Below are 18,407 nucleotides of genomic sequence, written 5' to 3' on the forward strand. Positions count from 1 at the left end.
CAAAGCCAATTTTTTATTAGTTGAGTTTGTATTTTATAAACTGTTCTTCGAGTGTTTTGAGTAGCTCGTTAGATATCTTTACTTTGGTGGTTCTACTCGGCATGGTCAGCTCAATTTTCTCTTCTGCGTCCCACACGGTAAAATGTAAACTCTGAGATCCTTTATTCATGACAAACAGGTGTTGTAGGTCTTTGATAAGTGACTCTTTCAGTTCGTTTAAAGGAAGAGAAATGGTGATTTTTTTACACATTTTGTCCATGATATCATGGAGTAGGCTGAATTCGGTAAACGATACTCTCGGATCTCCCTTAATTCCCTCTTTGTTAATCCAACCTGGCTTTACCATAGTTTTGACAAAAATAAACGAGTTGGGAACCAAAAAGTGTTTGAATTTGAGGTATTCTTCACCAAAAATTCGGAATTCAAAACTGTCGTTGTAGTCTTCTACAATAAAAGAAGCCCAGCCTTTCCCCGCTTTGGATACGCGGTGTTGTACATCGGTTACAATACCTGCAAACGTCATGGCCATCCCTTCGTATTTGGCTAAGTTTTTATAGTGGCTAAGGGTGGCATTACAAAATTTTAATTCGTTTTTAAAGTCGTCGAGTGGGTGAGCGGAAATGTACATTCCAACAACCTCTTTTTCTTTGGCGAGCAGTTCCATAGTTCCCCAGGTTTCACATTCTGGAATGATGGGTTCTGGTAATTCTACCGCCGAGGCTTCTCCAAAGAGCGAGACCTGTGAAGAGTTTTTATTTTCCTGAAACTTGTTTCCAAAACGAAGCGCTTTTTCTAAGAAACTCTGTCCTTTTTCGTCCAATTCAAAGTATTGAGCGCGATGAGCTTTGTTAAAAGAGTCGAATCCACCTGCTAATATAAGTCCTTCAAAGGCTTTCTTGTTGGCAACTCGAAGATCTACTCTTTTCGACATGTCAAAAATCGAAGTAAAGTTTCCGTTTTCTTTGCGTTCTCTGATAATTGCGTTTACGGCGCTACTTCCTACTCCTTTGATGGCAGCCATTCCAAAACGCACAGCTCCTTCTTTGTTTACGGAGAATTTAGAAAACGATTCGTTGACGTCAGGTCCGAGTACTTCCAAGCCCATGCGTTTACATTCTTCCATAAAGAAGGAAACCGTTTTAATATCGTTCATGTTGTTTGAGAGTACAGCAGCCATGTATTCGGCAGGGTAATGTGCCTTCAAGTAAGCGGTTTGATAGGCAACCCATGCATAACAGGTAGAGTGCGATTTGTTAAAGGCATACGAAGCAAAGGCTTCCCAGTCTTTCCATATCTTCTCAAGTTTTTCTGGGTCGTGACCATTCGCCGCTGCTTGGTCTACGAATTTAGGCTTCATTTTTTCGAGTACGGCAATCTGTTTTTTACCCATAGCCTTACGAAGGACATCGGCTTCACCTTTGGTAAAGTCGGCCAATTTTTGCGAAAGTAACATTACTTGCTCCTGGTATACGGTAATTCCGTAGGTTTCGGCAAGGTATTCTTCCATGGCGGGTAAATCGTACTCGATGGGCTCATCTCCGTGTTTTCTTCTAATAAAAGAAGGAATGTATTCAAGAGGTCCAGGTCTGTACAAGGCATTCATGGCGATAAGATCGGCAAATACTGTAGGCTTTAGCTCTCGCATGTACTTTTGCATCCCCGGAGATTCGTATTGGAATATCCCTACTGTTTCTCCACGCTGGAAAAGCTCGTAGGTTTTTACGTCGTCAATAGGGAAGTTTTCTGGATCGAGGTCTACATCGTGACGCGCTTTGACAATTTTAACGGTGTCTTTGATAAGGGTAAGTGTTTTTAACCCTAAGAAATCCATTTTTAACAATCCGGCACTTTCTACGACGGAGTTGTCAAACTGAGTGACGTACATGTCAGAATCTTTCGCAACGGATACTGGTACGAAATTGGTAATGTCGTCTGGGGTAATAATAACCCCACAGGCGTGAATTCCCGTATTTCGAACGGAGCCTTCTAAAATGCGTGCTTGACTAATCGTTTCCCCTTCTAAACCACCACTGTCGGCTATGCGCTGGAGTTCTTGGACCATTTCCTTTTCTTCCGATCGAAGTCCAGCTACCTTTCCTTTGCTCTTTTCGTCATCTCCAAAGATGTTTTGTAGCTTGATTCCAGGAATTAGCTTGGCAATCCTATCGGCCTCGAATAAAGGCAAATCCAAAACTCTTGCGGTGTCTCGAATGGACGATTTTGCCGCCATGGTTCCGTAGGTGATGATCTGAGCTACCTGATTGGCACCGTATTTGTCGATCACGTAGTCCATTACGCGCCCACGTCCTTCGTCATCAAAATCGATATCGATATCGGGCATGGATACACGCTCAGGGTTCAAGAAACGCTCAAAAAGTAAATCGTACTTAATGGGATCTATATTGGTAATCGTTAAACAGTAGGCAACGGCCGATCCTGCGGCCGATCCACGTCCGGGCCCTACAGAAACGCCCATTTCTCGGGCGGCTTTGATAAAGTCTTGTACAATCAAGAAATACCCAGGGTATCCGGTATTGGCAATTACTTCGAGTTCGAAATCAAGTCGTTCTCGAATATCTTCGGTAATTTCTTCGTAGCGTTCGGCAGCACCTTCATAGGTGAGTGCTTTTAGGTAGTTGTTTTCACCGCGTTTACCTCCGTCTTCCTGATCTTTTGCGTCTTGGTACTCTTCAGGGATGTCAAAGGCTGGAAGTAGTACGTCACGAGCGAGCGTAAATACTTCTATCTTATCGACAATTTCCTGAATGTTACTAATGGTGTCCGGAATATCGGCGAAGAGTTTTTTCATCTCTTCGGTACTCTTGAAATAGTATTCTTCATTAGGAAGACCGTAGCGGTAACCGCGACCTCTTCCTTTCGGAGTAGCTTGTTTTTCTCCGTCTTTAACACAGAGGAGAATATCGTGTGCATTGGCACTTTCCTTCTCTAAATAAAAGGTATTATTGGTGGCAATGGCTTTGATGTCGTGTTTTCGGGAGAATTCTAGGAGTGTTTTATTAACGACATTTTCATCTTCTTGCCCGTGGCGCATAACTTCGATGTAGAGGTCTTCTCCAAATTCTTCTTTCCACCACAGCAGGGCTTCTTCAGCCTGTTTTTCTCCGACATTAAGGATTTTACTCGGTACTTCTCCATAGAGGTTACCCGTTAAAACAATAATGTCTTCTTTGTATTGTTTTACCAGCTCTTTGTCGATTCGAGGAACGTAGTAGAACCCGTCAACAAAGGCTTTTGATGAAAGTTTGGCGAGGTTGTGATAACCTCGTTTATTTTTAGCCAAGAAAACAACTTGATATCCGTTGTCTTTTTTAGATTTATCGAGATGGTTTTCGCAAATAAAGAATTCACAGCCGACAATTGGTTTGATAGGAGTCTCTGCAGATTTGTTATAGCCGAGTACTTCTTTTACAAAATGGAAGGCTGCCATCATATTTCCGGTGTCCGTTAGGGCTACTGCGGGCATACCATCTTTAGCCGCGGCTTTGACGAGATTTCCAATTTGTATGGTCGACTGGAGCACTGAAAATTGCGTGTGGTTGTGCAAATGAGCGAAAGTCACATCTTCAAGCGCTGCGAGTCCCTCACTTGAGGTATGTGTCGATTCGCTATCGGCGGCACTCGTTTGCTGTTTGCGTATTTTTTCGCTTTCCTTTTTGAGGTTGAGATGCTTGAGACCAATGACTTTAATAGGCATTGGATTGGCCTCTGAAAATCGACTAAAATAGTCTTCCGGAACATCCAATTGCTCTTCAGTGTACTGACGTAAACGGATGAGCTCGAGGAAACAACGAGTGGTTGCTTCTACATCGGCTGTAGCGTTGTGTGCCTCTCCAAATCCAACACCGAAGAGGTGATTGTGCAGTTCCGTTAAGGTAGGGAGTTTAAATTTACCTCCACGACCTCCAGGAATTTGACACAGCTGAGCGGTGTGTTCGGTACAGGTATCTAACACAGGCAATGTGGTGAGGTTGGTTTCCATCCCTAATCGGTGAAATTCACAGCCCATAATATTCACGTCGAATCCGACGTTTTGCCCAACGATAAATTTTGTTTTCAGCAGCGCTTCTTTAAAAAGTTCGGCACCTTCTTGCAGGCTGATTCCTTGTTGTAAGGCCAGGTCTGTAGAGATTCCGTGAATTCGTTCGGCATCGTACGGAATGTTAAAACCTTCGGGTTGGATTAGAAAATCATTGTGCTCCACAAGCACTCCCATTTCGTCGTGTAACTGCCAAGCGATTTGAATGGCTCTTGGCCAGTTGTCTGTATCGGTAATGGGCGCGTTCCAACTTTTGGGAAGACCGGTTGTTTCCGTATCAAAAACTAAATACATGGATGTGTTTTTTTATTGAAGCCTACTAAATTATGAGGAGGTAAAAATACGAAGATTTTCTAGGATATCGCTAATAAGTTATCAACGTTTCCGGAGGTGGTAAGAACACTTGAATCAGGTTAAAAGTTGGTGAATAGCGGGGAGGTACTTAAATGCGGATTTGCTGTGTGTATCTGGATAGAATGTAGTAACTTAGGAGCGCAACATTAACACATTTACAATGAAACAAGGAAGGGTAAAATTCTTCAATGAATCTAAAGGATTTGGATTTATTATCGAATCAGAGTCGAACACAGAGTACTTTGTACACGTTACGGGCTTACTCGACGATATTAAGGAAGGCGACACGGTCGCATTTGATTTAAAAGAAGGAAAGAAGGGCCTAAACGCAGTGAGTGTTCGGATAATTTAATAAAATGCGATCTTTGATTTGGTAATCACCTCATTTTGAGGTGATTTTTATTTTTAAATAATTGCTAAATAGGTGGTGCTTTCATAAAAAAGCACTAAATTTGCAAACTCAAAATTAATAATCAAGGTACGCGTACCTTAAAAATTAAAATTATGCCTGTAAAAATTAGATTACAAAGACACGGTAAAAAAGGAAAACCTTTTTATTGGGTAGTAGCTGCTGACTCAAGAGCTAAAAGAGATGGACGTTTCTTAGAGAAAATCGGAACGTACAATCCAAACACGAACCCTGCAACGATCGACTTAAACATTGATAGCGCTGTACAGTGGTTACAAAATGGAGCTCAGCCAACAGACACTGCTAGAGCAATCTTATCTTACAAAGGAGCTTTGTTGAAGAATCACTTAGCTGGAGGAGTAAGAAAAGGAGCTTTAACTGAAGAGCAAGCAGAAGCTAAATTCAACGCTTGGTTAGAAGAAAAAGCTGGAAAGGTTACTGGTAAAGCTGAAGGTTTAGCAAAAGCTAAAGAAGAAGCTAAAGCGAAAGCTTTAGAAGCTGAAAAAGCTGTAAACGAAGCTCGTATTGCTGCAAAGGCTCCTGTTGTTGAAGACAGCGAGGAAGTTGCAACTGAAAACGGTGCGGATAGCGAAGAATAAAAACTAGTGTACGATGATGCAGAAAGAAGATTGCTTTTATCTTGGCAAAATCGTGAAAAAACATAGTTTTAAGGGGGAAGTCATTATCAAATTAGATACTGATGAACCCCATCTTTACGGAAAAATGGAATCAGTTTTTGTCGATTTAGGCAATAATTTGGTTCCGTTTTTTATTGAAAAATCTTCACTGAGTAAAGGAACTATGTTACGCGTGAAATTCGAGGATGTAGATACCGAAGCTGATGCAGAGGCCATTTTACGTGCTGGAATTTATTTGCCAATTGATTTGTTACCCAAACTAACTGGGAAACAGTTTTATTATCACGAGGTTATTGGTTTTACAGTTATTGACAGTGCTTACGGTGCGGTTGGTACTATTGTAAACATCAATGATACTTCGGCTCAACCTCTTTTCGAAATTGATCGAGATGGTAAAGAAATTTTTATTCCAATGATTGACGATTTTATTGAGTCAGTGAATAGAGAGGATAAAACCATTGAAGTAACCACTCCTGAAGGATTGATTTCTTTGTATTTGGAAGAATAAAATAAGGGGAAAAGGGAGACTTTATGTAGATAAAAGTGAAGTGACTTCTCTTGGACTACGTAACGAAAGGGGAAAAATTTTGGAATCGGTTACTACAATCGAATTACATCAGTTATCTGGTAATTGATTCCATTAAAGTTCTTTTTGATTAGCACGTTTTCTAGCCAATAAATCGATCCTTTGTGTACTAAAGGAAGGATCAAGAACTTCTCACGCTTTTTTTTACTATAGCGAGTAGTTCTCTGCTTACTTAAATTAATTTTCATTTGGTCGGACTTAATTTTTTTGTTAAAGTATAATCTTTCTACGACAAATTTAACAAAAAAGCACGAACTCTAAAAATCGGATTTTACAAAAAAACAAGTATTCAGCTCATTTAACGGGCTAAATAGGGCGAAAATTATTAAAATTCGTACTCAAACAAACAATCTTCGGTATTTTCATACACGCGTTTTACACCGACATAGGTAAAGCCCAGATTTCGTAAAACTTTTTTCGAAGCTTCATTTTTAGGCATGGTAAAAGCGATGATTTTGGATTGTTGCAAGCTTGTATGCGCGTAATCCATCACTGCTCTGGTGGCTTCTGTGGCATAGCCTTTACCTCTTCCCTTTGGTAAAAAAGCATAGCCTACATCCAGTGCATCTAACTGATCGCGTTTTAGTAAACTGGCGACACCAATAGGGGTATGGGTCGATTTTTCGAATACGGTGAAAAATCCCAAACCGTTTTTACAGAGGTTGGGAATCATGGTGTTCTCTAAAAACACTTCGGTTTCCTCGACGGATTTTAAGTTTTTATCGTTGATGTTTTTGATAAAATCGGGGTCTGAAAAAAGCTCAAAATAAAAAGGGGCGTGATTTAGAGAAACTTCTTTAATAAGGAGTCTTTCTGTTTGTAATATCATACAATAAAGATAGGGAAAATCAATTAATAATGTACTTTTGTCTCTTAAAATAATCATAAATGAGCTTAGTAGAAGAATTACGAGAACGCAGTGGAAATCAGTGCGAATTATGCAGTGCAATAGAGGACTTAACAACCTATGAAGTGCCTCCTGTTTCCACAGGTGGGGTTGACGGAACCGTATTGATATGTGCAAATTGTAAATCGCAAATCACTGAGGAAGCTCTTTTGGATGCAAATCACTGGCGTTGTTTAAACGATAGTATGTGGAGTGAATTCCGAGCTGTAAAAGTGTTGGTGTGGAGAATGTTACAACGTCTCAGAGATCAAGGTTGGCCGCAAGATTTGCTAGCTATGATGTATTTGGATGATGAAGAGTTACAGTTTGCCAAGGCATCGGGTGATCATTTGGACGAAAGCGAGAAGGTAATCCATAGAGATGTTAACGGAGTTGTGTTGTCAGCGGGTGATAACGTTGTGCTGATTAAAGACTTGAAGGTAAAAGGTTCTAGTATGGTAGCCAAGCAAGGGACAGCCGTGCGACGCATTAGCCTGGATCCTGAGAATCCCCGTTATATTGAAGGTAAAGTAGGAGGAACCCAAATTGTAATCGTTACGGAATACGTCAAGAAAATGTCTGACAAAGAATAAACGACAATAAAAAAAGCGCTGAAGGTAACTTCAGCGCTTTTTTTATTATTTTTCTGTATTGTAAAATACTTTGTAGTATTTCATCTTCTTTTCTTCGTCATACCCTTGTTCTAGGTATTCCGATGGAGCATCTGGAGCATCGACATCAATTTTTATTTGGATATTGGTATCGAGCTTGATCTCTGTTTTTAGTTTACTTTTCTCTTTTTTTAATACAGCGTCCGATACGTCGAAGTTATTACGGATCAAGACGTCGTTGAGTTTTTCAAAGTGTTTTTTGTAGTCTTCAAAAAGGTCTTTGTGTTTGTCTTCTTCAAAAACATCGTCTTTAAAATCGTGGTAATCCACACTTTCATGTTCTTTAAAGTAATCGACAGTATTGGCTAAAAAAGTACTTTGTTCTTGCTTTCCAAATTCAGGTTTGATAACCTCTTCGGAAAATTCTTTACAAAGTTCTAGGTAATTTTGAGTGTGTAAGTTTCTGTCGTCAGCGTATTTAACACTTAAAAAGTTCTTAATCCAATACTGGGCATCGTAGTTGTTGTTATCAACAGATAGTACTACCGTTCCTTCCGTATCTGACGAGTTTAAAATCAAACAGCCCTTGTCGAGCTTCTTTGTGGAGATTCCCTTCTGAACTACCACGTCAAAGCTATCTTCATCCAAATAGGTTTGGAAAAAGTCCACTTTACTTTCAATTTTGAAAACACCAACGGCTTCGGTTAGTACATCTTTGTATTCAATTCCTTCAAAATAGGCTACAATGACATCCCCCGTTTTGATATTGGCCGAATTAGACTGTTCGTAGAGGTGGTTTACGATATTTTTTGAATGCTCAATAAATGTTTCTTCGTCTTCAAATATATCTGAGCTGTATTTGTTGAGCTCATTTAAACGCACATCTGCGTGGTGACTAAAGCGGTAACTTTGAGTAACAGAGCCAAAAGGCTTTAATAAAAATGGTACTAGTAATTCGTAACTCTCCTCATCAAAGCGCACCAAGCTTTCCGATAAGGCATTTTGTCCGCTATTGTATTTATTTGCGACCTTATGGATGATACACTTACTTATTTCAACTCGTGTTCTTTTAATCATTTTGTAAAAAATTGGAAGACAAAAATAAGTATTTTAGTATCGTTAAAAATAATGAATTATGAAATTATTAGGAATAGGATCGAGAATTAATCACCCTGAAATGGGCTTTGGAGTAGTGACCAATGTGGATAGTAAGCACTATTGGGTAACTTTTCAAAAAAAAGGAATTGAAACCATTGCTTTAAATGAAGACTTTGAAGTTATCGAAGCAGTGAATCAAGAAGTAGATACCGTGAGTTTTTACGAAGTAGAAACGACCTTGAAATCCCTTTTAAAACAGTGGAGTGATATTAGTGAGATTGTTCCGATAGCAGATAAATACAAAGGCGGGAAGTTAATTTTAGAACCTGCCGACCCCGGATTGGCAGCGAAGGAATTACCCATTGATACTTTCTTTCACAAAATAGTGATGGTTCGCGATAGAATTCGTGTCATGGAACAAAAAATCAATGCAAGCAAAACTCTTGCCGATCAGGACAAAATAGATCTACAGCAATACATCACCCGTATTTACGGTAGTTTAACCACCTTTAATGTGTTGTTTAAGCGTAAGTCCGATCATTTTGTGGGTGCTGGGACCAAGACAAAATAAATGCCTACAAGGATAATTTTAACTGGTCAGGGAGTAATTTAAAAGATTTTCTATGATAAGGGGTCGGACCAAATTCCCGTATAGCATTGCGGTGTTCTTTGGTTGGATACCCTTTGTTTTTTTGCCAATTGTACGCCGGAAATTCTTCGTGAATTTTTTCCATAAATTCATCCCTATACGTTTTTGCGAGTATAGAGGCGGCTGCGATGTTTAAAAAACGACCGTCCCCTTTGATTAAGGTTTCATAAGGAACATCGTGATAGGGCTTGAATTTGTTTCCGTCGACGGCAATAAATTCAGGTGGGGTTTGAAGTTTAGCAAGTGCCCTGTGCATACCCGTTATTGACGCCTGAAGTACATTCAGCTCATCAACTTCTTTCTCGTGGATAAAGGCCACTCCATAGGCTACGGCCTGCTCTTCGATATACGGACGTAGTGCGGCCCTTTTCTTTTCTGATAATTGCTTGGAGTCTGTGAGGAATTCATGCTTGAAATCAGGAGGTAAAATAACTGCGGCAGCTACCACGGGGCCTGCCAAGCATCCTCTGCCGGCTTCATCGGTTCCTGCCTCGTGAATATAATCTGTATAACGAAGTTTCAACATGCTACAAATTAACAGTTTTCAAAGATAATATTACCATTTTTTTTCGTTTTATTATTTTACTTTTGCTTCTATGAAGAATTACCTATTGTTACTTGCGTGCTGTTTGTTTGGATGGCAGTCCTTTGCGCAGTTGAGAACCATTGATGGAGGAGGAGGTTCCCCTAGAACAGATAGAACACTTGGAACAGATCAGCGTATCGATTCATTGAATAATGGAGAAATTAAGGTGAAACTTACCGGGAAAACGAAGTACACCGATTATAAAATAATTTCGCACCGCAACGATACCACGATCGTCGATACCACTTTGACCATTCAAAAGTATTATAAGTTCAATTTTTTACGCAAAGACAATTTTGAATTGTTGGCCTTTCATAACCAAGGGCAGACATTTAATAATTTAGGATACGATTTTTCTCGTCAAAGCTTGTTTCCAGATATCGGATTTCGAGCCAAACAGTTCAATTACTTTGAGGTAGAAGATGTAAAGTACTACCAGGTACCCACCCCGACCACAGAAATTATGTATCGAACGGGATTGGAACAGGGGCAGGTGTTGGACGCCTTGTTTACGACCAATTTTTCAAAGCGATTTAATATCGGAATAGCTTATAGAGGATTGCGTTCCTTGGGAGCATACAGGCGTTCCTTGGCGAGCACCGGTAATTTTAGATTGACCTTTCATTACGAAAGCCCGAAAGGGCAATACGCTGTACGTGGGCATGCGGTGAATCAGGATTTTACAAATCAAGAAAACGGTGGGTTAACCGCTGAATCGCTTACTAATTTCCTTACAGACAATCCAAATTTTAGTGGGAATCGAGGGCGATTGGACGTTAATTTTAACGACGCAGAAAGTATATTGGAAGGAAAACGCTTGTATTTTGAACAAAGCTATCGACTTTTACAAACCAAGGATACGACCAATACTAGTAATTTTTCAAATTTGAAAGTAGGACACGAGTTTACGCGTGATTCTAAGTATTTTGAATTTAAACAAACCACAGCATCTGATATTTTTGATACCAATAGAATGCTGGGAACCATCGCCAATAAAACGACGTTTTTGATGTATAACAATGCATTGTTTGTCGATTTTAATTCGAGGTATGTACTCGGTAGGTTCCGTGTCAAGACCATGTATACTACCTATGATTACGGGTATGAGAATTTACAGAATAATACGGTGCCTATGCAGAACAATAGAATCAAAGGAAAGGCACTGTCTTTTGGGGCCGACTGGAGAGGTAAAGTAGGTAATTTTTACGTCAATGCGAGTGGTTTATTAAGTCCGGGAAGTGGTCGCTTGGCAGGGAATTCTCTAGAGGCAGAGGCCTACTATAAAAAAGATAGCGTTTTTACCGTTAAAGCCCGATTAAAAATTAGTGACCGTCAGCCAAACTTCAACTTTTTGTTTCATCAAAGTAGTTATCAAAAATACAACTGGGAGAAAAACTTTACCTCGGTGGGTACCCGCGTACTCGGAGGAGATTTTACTAGTAAATGGGGAAATGTCTCATTGGATTTGACCAATATTGATAAGTATACTTATTTTGATGAGAACGGACTACCACAACAATTTTCAGGGAATGTCAATTACTTGAAATTAAAAGCTTCCAAAGAATTTAAATGGTGGAAGCTCGGACTCGATAATACCGTAATGTATCAAAAGGTGGCAAGTGGAGCTAGTGTTTTGAGAGTTCCTGAGTTTGTCACTAGAAATACTCTCTATTACAGCGACCATTGGTTTAAAGGAAAGCCTTTATATGTACAAATAGGTGCCACACTGAAATATTTTTCAGCCTATAAAGCCAATGCCTACAATCCTTTATTAGGTGAATTTACACTGCAAAATACTACGGATATAGGGTATCCGACCGTAGATTTATTCTTTAATGGTAGGGTTAGGAGAACGCGTATTTATTTTAAGGCGGATAATATCAGCTCTTTCTTTTTGAAGAAAAATTATTTGTCGGCTCCAAATCATCCTTATCGCGATTTTGTCATTCGTTTTGGAGTAGTGTGGAATTGGTTTATTTAGTTTTATGAAAAAGCTCAGTAACTACTGGTTGTATATTTTAGGGGCTTGTTTGACCCTAGGACTAGCACCGTTTCAATCACCGCATATAGTTGGTAAAATACGTTGGTTGTTAGGAGGCAATGCCTTTTCCTCGGAATCGGGGATGAAGCTCATGGATTGGTTCGATTTAGTATTGCACGGAACTCCTTGGTTTTTACTACTACTGGCTGGCTGTGGCAAGTTGTTAATAGCGCTGGGTAAAGATTAACGAACCTGATTTTCAAAACTATGCGAAAAAGTGTACTTTTGTCCCTACTATATTGCTAATAAATTGATAATGAATTATAGAAAATTGCTGTGCTTTCTGCCATTGATCGCACTCATAACTTCTTGTAGTGTATTGCCTAAAAAAGATGCCTTTGAAGCGACGAGTACAAAGGTTTCACTGGCTGTGTTGGGTACAAAAGAAAGATCGTTTCGAAAGACGGATTTTGAGACTGTAGGCATACCGGTATTAAAAAAGCCCGTAGCCTTAAACTATAGCGTACACAACTTTACTGAGGAGTTATTTAAGGAATATACTAACATGAGTTCAGGGCAGCCAGCCCCTGTAGTAAAGTACGTCGATAGCTTGGAAAGTAAACCGAAGTTTGTCGTCTTGGAGATTATGGATAAGGTACTATTGCTTTCGCAACTCAATAAAGATGTTAATAGGACGTCGAGAACTTATATAAAAAACCGTCCTAATACTAAGATTATTACAGGAGTTCGCATGGTGTTAACTGCTGAAATGAAAACGCAGTTAAAAGCTGCCGATGCCTTGTATTTGACTTCTAATAAGCGAAATAAGAACGTAGTTTTGTTGTATAAGAAGGAGCGACAAATAGGAACGCTCTCTTTGGACAATAGTTTCGCTTTTGGGTACAAAATGGCTTCCTTTTGCTGGGATATTTCTGAAGAAAAACAAGTGCGATTAGGTGCTTTGGTAGGTGATGGGGAGCGTTGCTCTCAGAAAATGTTGAGAGATCCTAAAAAACTGGAAGAGCGAAGAATTCAAGAGTACTTGAGTTTTTAAGAATACTACGAATTAACGAACACGATTTTTTTACGATATGAAACGATTAATAATACTGTTATTGGTAGGATTGTTAATGGGCTGCGAAGCCATTTTTGTCGATGATATTTCGACCAAAGTTATCAATTTGACAGCACCAGCAAACAATGCCGCGGTGCAAGAAACTACTGTAAATTTTTTATGGGAATCGGTAGAAGGAGCTGAACGATACCAACTGCAAGTGGCACGCCCTGGATTTGCAAACGCACAACAGGTGGTGCTAGATACCACTATTACTAAAAGTACGTTTAGTACAAAATTGGCAACAGGAGCTTATGAATGGCGAGTACGAGGACTAAATAGTGAGTATGCTACTAATTACGCCACCCGAAAATTTACCTTGACGAGTACAGATCTTTCTAATGCTGAAACTACGTTGATTTCGCCGCTAGAGAATGCAGTTGTAAACACGGCAGCGCAGAAAATGCAATGGACTGCAGTTAGCGGTGCTTCAGAATACCGCTTACAAATTGGCCAACCGGATATGAACGGGACTATCGTTTTTGATAAAGTGTTGAAAGTGTTAAACTACACGCATAGTTTTAACGAAGGTAAATTCTCTTGGCAGGTGCGTCCGCAAAGCGCTAGTCAAAATGGAAAATACGCTCAGAGAAAGCTTGAGGTGGATACGAAAAAGCCATCAAATCCTCAAAATACCTTACCAGCAAACAATGCGGTGCAAACGCAAACGACGATTGATTTTACTTGGACGAGAACCGACGTGCCCGGGACTCAAGAACTCGACAGTGTCTTTGTATACGGAGATGTCAATTTAACACAACTCAAATTCAAAGATATTGGGATAAACAAAAGCTATAAAAAAGAAAACCTAACCAAAGGAACTTATTACTGGTACGTTCAAGCCTACGATAAGGCGGGTAACAAAAGTGATAAGAGTTCCACCTTTTTGGTGACTTTGAATTAAACTATATATGAAAACTGAGAACAAAAAAATGATGAAAAGAAAATTAGGGACAACTGCGTTGGCTGTCTTGGGCCTTGGAATGGCAGTTCATGCGCAATCAGCAGATAAGTTGAATGCCCAACAAAATGCGAGAGAAACGAATTCATTACCTTCTTTTTATAAAGGAGAGATGCGTTTTGAATTTAAAAGAAGAATTTCTATTGAATCCCCAGGGAATGGATACTATAGTAGTTTGTTAACTTTTGCGCCTTGGGGAGATACTACGGGTGGGCGCGTTTTTCAAATGAACTTCAATGGAGGTGGGTATTATATTCGCCGATCTGCTGAGAATCATGCCAGTTGGGAAACCTGGAGAGAATTCTTTATCAACGGAAATAGTTTGCTCGAAGTTGGAGCGAATAACGGAACGGATTTTATGGCCTCAAAAATCTACTTGAATTCGCATAATAATTATCGTGGGACAGGTATTTTTAGCATTGGTCAAACCAATAAATGGTTTATGGGAAATGCTTATACTGATCACGCGAATGCTTTTATGATTGGAGTAGCACCGGCATCGGAACAAACAGATGCAGTTGGTCAAAAGAAGTACGCGAAATTTTTTATGGATGCTACGGGTAATGTAGGTATAGGAAGTACTACACCAGGTGCAAAATTACACGTGGTTAATGGGAATAATAGTTACGGTGCTATTTTAGCTACAGCCAATGAGTTTAAGTTTAATTTGTATGCTAAAACTTTAGGAACTACAAACACTAATGATGAAGCTTTTAGATTTGGAATGAAGTACGATGCGGATGAACGCAATGGATTTATTTCCTTTTATAGAGGAGGGAGTTCAAATGGTGGGTTTTTGGGACTTTCAACGAACGGAGCAGAACGTATGCTAATTGATGCTAACGGAAACGTAGGAATTGGAACGAAAGATACTCATGGATATAAATTAGGAGTTAAGGGTAAAATAGCTGCAGAGGAAGTAAAGGTAGCATTGTATGGTAAATGGCCCGATTTTGTTTTTGAGGAAAATTACGACTTACCTACACTTGCGGAAGTTGAAGCACATATCCGTGAAAAAGGCCACTTAATCAATATACCAAGCGCAAAAGAAGTTGAGATAGCTCAAGGGATTGAATTGGGAGAAATGAATAAGAAACTCCTCCAGAAAATAGAAGAATTAACCTTGTATACCTTGCAACAGGAGCGACAATTAAAAGAACAACAGACTACGTTAAAGGTTGCTGAAGAAACTAACAAAAAGTTACTACTCTTGCTAAGTAAATTAGAGCAACGTGTAAAGAAATTAGAAAAAGAATAACGTTTTGAGTTTAAATTAAAACAGAATTATATACAGCCTCGGTTTTTTAATCGAGGTTTTTTTGTGTTCTTTTTTAAATAAAGGCTTTGGAAGTGGATTGTGAAATTGTCAGTTTGGGGTAAAATAAATGAAGATTTGGAAAAAAAACTTCTTTTTTTAAGGATAAATCATTGGGGGGTTAAGTGGTTGTTTTTCAGTTGTTTGTTTGGTTTGGTTAAGTTTTAGTAACTGTAAATTAACAACTTAGTGATTGGAGATTTACAGTTTTTTAATCTTAAAGTAGGTTTATAAGCTAAAAAATTACTATACTTGTACCTGTGAATAAATGATAGTTATTTTACCCTTACCACCTACTACAAAAAATAACTATTCTTATAAGGGATATTGCATTCCATCAAATTAAGATAAGAAATTCAGCCCATGTAATTGGGAGAGGCGAAGCCGTATCCATTCTTAATCAAACCTTAAAACTTACTAGACTATGAATTACGCTAGCGGATGGCATGTTATGTATGTCAAGTCCCGTTGGGAGAAACGAGTCGATGAATCTCTTAAAGAGAGTAGTCTTGAATCGTTTGTTCCATTGACTAGAACTCTTCGACAATGGAGTGATAGGAAAAAAATGATTATGAAGCCTTTATTGCCTTCATATGTGTTTGTAAATTTAAACTCGCCTACCGAGTTTCACAAAGCCTTAGCGGTTGATGGAGCTTGCTCTTTTATACGTTTTGGAAGGCAGTATGCAAGAGTCACTGATAGGGAGATTAACAATATCAAGTTTTTGGTGGAAGATCAGAATATTATGGACATTGAAACCGATACCGGTTTGCCATGTGTGGGGGATTTTAAACGATTGACTTACGGACCACTGCAAGGGTTGGAATGTGAAGTTATCAAGGTGAATAACGTGAGTAAAGTTGTTGTTCGCATCGATTCTCTTCAGCAAAATATTATCGCCACTGTACCTGCAGCTTATATTGCAGATTTAGCCAATATGGCCTAGCGCTCTCAGCGTATTTTTCCTCTTTTTTTTCTTTTAATTTTTTAACAATTGAACAGTTATGAATACACTTTATAACTACCGAAGTTTAAACGAACTAATGGGCGCGCGCGCCTCGGATTCAACCAATGGAATTCGATTTATAAAAGGAAGTACCGAAGAGATGTTTGTCTCATACGCTGATTTCTTTGATCAGTGTAAAAAGTTTTTATACGTCTTACAGTCTAAATACGAACTAAAAAAAGGAAGTGAAGTAATCATTTACGAAGATGATAATTTTAAATTCCTCCGTTGTTTTTGGGCCTGTTTGCTCGGTGGGTTTGTGCCTGTTCCTCTGGCTATTGGAGGTAAAAATGAGCACAAACACAAATTTTTTAAGGTGGTAGATACCTTGGTAAAACCTTTTGTGTTTTGCGATACTACGAATTTAGATCGCCTTATCGAATTTGGAGAACAGACAGAACTTACTTCGGTAGCCACCATGCAGGATATGTGGATCGATTCAGGCGCTTTATTTGAGAGCGAATTCGATGGAGACATTGTAGAAGCCGCACCTCAAGACCTCGCATTTATCCAGTTTTCTTCAGGGTCAACCGGCGACCCTAAAGGCGTGATGCTCACCCATGAAAATTTAATTTACAACGGATACGATTTGACAGTAAGTATGGACATCGACCGCGATGATGTTTATTTCTGTTGGATTCCCTTGACTCACGATATGGGAATGATCGCCTTTCATTTAACCAGTGTCGTGGCAGGCTGCACGCATGTGATGATGCCTACGTACCTATTTATCCGCCGTCCTTTGTTGTGGATGGAAAAAACCCATGAACATCGCGCCAGCAAATTGTGCGCTCCCAATTTTGGATACCAGTATTTTTTACAGGCATATTATCGTGCTAACAAAGAGATCGACTGGGACCTCTCCAGTGTCAAGTCTATTTTTAATGGAGCAGAGCCCATATCCGCAAGTCTCTGTGACGAGTTTACAACAACCTTGGGGAAACATCAATTGCTAAAGACCTGTATCGTTCCGTCTTACGGACTTGCAGAAGCTTCAGTAGGAGTAAGTATGGGAGACAATCGTACTTCAGTACGCGAATATATCATAGACAGAGCCAGTACAGATGTTGGTGACCAGGTGGTATTTAAAGAAGAAAGTGAAGAAGGAAAAACACTGAGTTTTGTGGGGATTGGACCTTCTTTGTTAAGTTGCGAAGTAGCGATTCACGATGAGGCTGGGAATGAGCTTCCGCGCGAAACCCTGGGGTATATTGATATCAAAGGAATGAACGTGACTCAAGGATATTATCAAAATCCAACCGCTACAGCCAATGCTTTTGTAAAAGACGGTTGGTTGAGGACAGGAGATCTCGGTTTTTTACTGAAAAACAATACGGTGGTCATTACAGGTCGTGTAAAGAACATGATGATCTTACAAGGACAAAACTACTACGCGCACGATATAGAATCGTATTTATTGGGAACTGCAGATATAAGCTTAGGAAAAGTTGCGGTTTGTGGGATACCAGGAAATGCTGAAGAACGCGAAAAGCTATTGGTCTTTGTTTTGTTTAAAAAGAAGCCAGAGCACTTTATACCACTCCTAGTAGCTGTGCAAAACAGACTCTCAGAAGCCATTGGAATGATTCCGGATGAAGTAATTCCAGTAAGGGAAATTCCCAAAACGACCAGCGGAAAAGTGCAGCACAGTTTTTTGTTGAAAAAATATGTGAATCGCGAATTTGATACTGTGCTAAGCGACGTGCAACAAGCATTGATCACAAGCACTACTGAAGCGTGGAAATCCATAGCAAACTCCAGAGAACGCTGGGCGAAAATTATGAACTGGTTGCAAGAGAAATGCGCGAGTTTATTGCAGTTGGCACCAGACGATTTGGCTTTGGAAACTCCGTTGAGCGATCAGGGCTTTAAATCTATGCACGCCATTCAATTAAATCAATTACTAACGAAAAGATTAGGGGTGCCTTCAGTACCGACAGTAGTATACAAACACCCGACAATTACACAATTGGCATCTTATGTAGAGGAGCAATTGTACCCTTCCATTACGGTAACTCAAACGGTTGAATCTAAACCGATGACCGATGCCGATTTACTGGCCAGTGTAGAGGCCATGACCGATGAAGAAGTTTTAAAATTACTAAACGATTAAGGATACGTTACGAAAATTTCTTAGGTCGGTTTTTCCATAACTA

17 protein-coding genes are annotated in these 18,407 nt (G+C 39.5%); 12 read left to right on the forward strand and 5 right to left on the reverse strand.

What is annotated here, in order from left to right; genetic code table 11:
• Positions 1-16: 16 nt before the first annotated feature.
• Positions 17-4,351, reverse strand: a complete 4,335-nt coding sequence (gene dnaE / locus ACXAG7_RS05510; protein ID WP_476666215.1) for a DNA polymerase III subunit alpha — start codon at positions 4,349-4,351, stop codon at positions 17-19.
• 220 nt (positions 4,352-4,571) lie between these two features.
• On the opposite strand from dnaE, the gene ACXAG7_RS05515 reads away from it, so the two are divergent.
• The 3 genes from ACXAG7_RS05515 to rimM all read left to right on the forward strand — a co-directional run bounded on the left by ACXAG7_RS05515 (position 4,572) and on the right by rimM (position 5,966).
• On the forward strand, positions 4,572-4,763 hold the full coding sequence (locus tag ACXAG7_RS05515; protein WP_408042201.1) for a cold-shock protein: 192 nt from the start codon (positions 4,572-4,574) through the stop codon (positions 4,761-4,763).
• Between the two features lie 152 nt (positions 4,764-4,915).
• Positions 4,916-5,419 (forward strand): 30S ribosomal protein S16, encoded by a 504-nt coding sequence (locus ACXAG7_RS05520; RefSeq protein WP_408042202.1) that lies wholly within the window; start codon positions 4,916-4,918, stop codon positions 5,417-5,419.
• Between the two features lie 16 nt (positions 5,420-5,435).
• A complete protein-coding gene (rimM, locus tag ACXAG7_RS05525) occupies positions 5,436-5,966 on the forward strand; it encodes a ribosome maturation factor RimM (RefSeq protein WP_408042292.1) in 531 nt (176 codons plus the stop codon).
• A gap of 92 nt (positions 5,967-6,058) precedes the next feature.
• Here rimM and ACXAG7_RS05530 read toward each other — a convergent pair whose 3' ends face one another.
• Both ACXAG7_RS05530 and ACXAG7_RS05535 read right to left on the reverse strand, forming a co-directional pair.
• Complete coding sequence (locus tag ACXAG7_RS05530) at positions 6,059-6,232, reverse strand: hypothetical protein (RefSeq protein WP_408042203.1); 174 nt, start codon at positions 6,230-6,232, stop codon at positions 6,059-6,061.
• A gap of 137 nt (positions 6,233-6,369) precedes the next feature.
• Positions 6,370-6,873 carry a GNAT family N-acetyltransferase gene (locus ACXAG7_RS05535; protein ID WP_408042204.1) on the reverse strand — a complete coding sequence of 168 codons (504 nt, stop codon included), beginning with the start codon at positions 6,871-6,873 and terminating at the stop codon, positions 6,370-6,372.
• A 59-nt stretch (positions 6,874-6,932) separates the two neighbouring features.
• Here ACXAG7_RS05535 and ACXAG7_RS05540 point away from each other — a divergent pair, with 59 nt between their 5' ends.
• Positions 6,933-7,523: a PhnA domain-containing protein gene (locus ACXAG7_RS05540; RefSeq protein ID WP_476666216.1), complete on the forward strand. Its 591-nt coding sequence runs from the start codon at positions 6,933-6,935 to the stop codon at positions 7,521-7,523.
• A 45-nt stretch (positions 7,524-7,568) separates the two neighbouring features.
• Here the strand turns inward: ACXAG7_RS05540 and ACXAG7_RS05545 are convergent, their stop codons facing one another.
• A complete protein-coding gene (locus ACXAG7_RS05545) occupies positions 7,569-8,618 on the reverse strand; it encodes a nucleoid-associated protein (RefSeq protein WP_476666217.1) in 1,050 nt (349 codons plus the stop codon).
• 58 nt (positions 8,619-8,676) lie between these two features.
• On the opposite strand from ACXAG7_RS05545, the gene ACXAG7_RS05550 reads away from it, so the two are divergent.
• On the forward strand, positions 8,677-9,210 hold the full coding sequence (locus ACXAG7_RS05550; protein WP_476666218.1) for a hypothetical protein: 534 nt from the start codon (positions 8,677-8,679) through the stop codon (positions 9,208-9,210).
• A gap of 4 nt (positions 9,211-9,214) precedes the next feature.
• Here the strand turns inward: ACXAG7_RS05550 and ACXAG7_RS05555 are convergent, their stop codons facing one another.
• Positions 9,215-9,814: a ribonuclease HII gene (locus tag ACXAG7_RS05555; RefSeq protein WP_476666219.1), complete on the reverse strand. Its 600-nt coding sequence runs from the start codon at positions 9,812-9,814 to the stop codon at positions 9,215-9,217.
• Between the two features lie 70 nt (positions 9,815-9,884).
• Between ACXAG7_RS05555 and ACXAG7_RS05560 the strand changes: the two genes are divergently transcribed.
• The 7 genes from ACXAG7_RS05560 to ACXAG7_RS05590 all read left to right on the forward strand — a co-directional run bounded on the left by ACXAG7_RS05560 (position 9,885) and on the right by ACXAG7_RS05590 (position 18,364).
• A complete protein-coding gene (locus ACXAG7_RS05560) occupies positions 9,885-11,855 on the forward strand; it encodes a putative porin (RefSeq protein WP_476666220.1) in 1,971 nt (656 codons plus the stop codon).
• 4 nt (positions 11,856-11,859) lie between these two features.
• Complete coding sequence (locus ACXAG7_RS05565; protein ID WP_408042210.1) at positions 11,860-12,102, forward strand: hypothetical protein; 243 nt, start codon at positions 11,860-11,862, stop codon at positions 12,100-12,102.
• A gap of 69 nt (positions 12,103-12,171) precedes the next feature.
• Positions 12,172-12,909: a hypothetical protein gene (locus ACXAG7_RS05570; RefSeq protein ID WP_476666221.1), complete on the forward strand. Its 738-nt coding sequence runs from the start codon at positions 12,172-12,174 to the stop codon at positions 12,907-12,909.
• A gap of 37 nt (positions 12,910-12,946) precedes the next feature.
• Complete coding sequence (locus ACXAG7_RS05575) at positions 12,947-13,873, forward strand: hypothetical protein (protein ID WP_476666222.1); 927 nt, start codon at positions 12,947-12,949, stop codon at positions 13,871-13,873.
• 28 nt (positions 13,874-13,901) lie between these two features.
• Complete coding sequence (locus ACXAG7_RS05580) at positions 13,902-15,188, forward strand: hypothetical protein (protein ID WP_408042213.1); 1,287 nt, start codon at positions 13,902-13,904, stop codon at positions 15,186-15,188.
• 481 nt (positions 15,189-15,669) lie between these two features.
• On the forward strand, positions 15,670-16,191 hold the full coding sequence (locus ACXAG7_RS05585) for a UpxY family transcription antiterminator (RefSeq protein WP_408042214.1): 522 nt from the start codon (positions 15,670-15,672) through the stop codon (positions 16,189-16,191).
• 58 nt (positions 16,192-16,249) lie between these two features.
• Positions 16,250-18,364: an AMP-binding protein gene (locus ACXAG7_RS05590; protein WP_476666223.1), complete on the forward strand. Its 2,115-nt coding sequence runs from the start codon at positions 16,250-16,252 to the stop codon at positions 18,362-18,364.
• Positions 18,365-18,407 lie beyond the last annotated feature (43 nt).

The sequence above is a fragment of the Tenacibaculum sp. AWR4_210 genome (genome assembly GCF_056160945.1).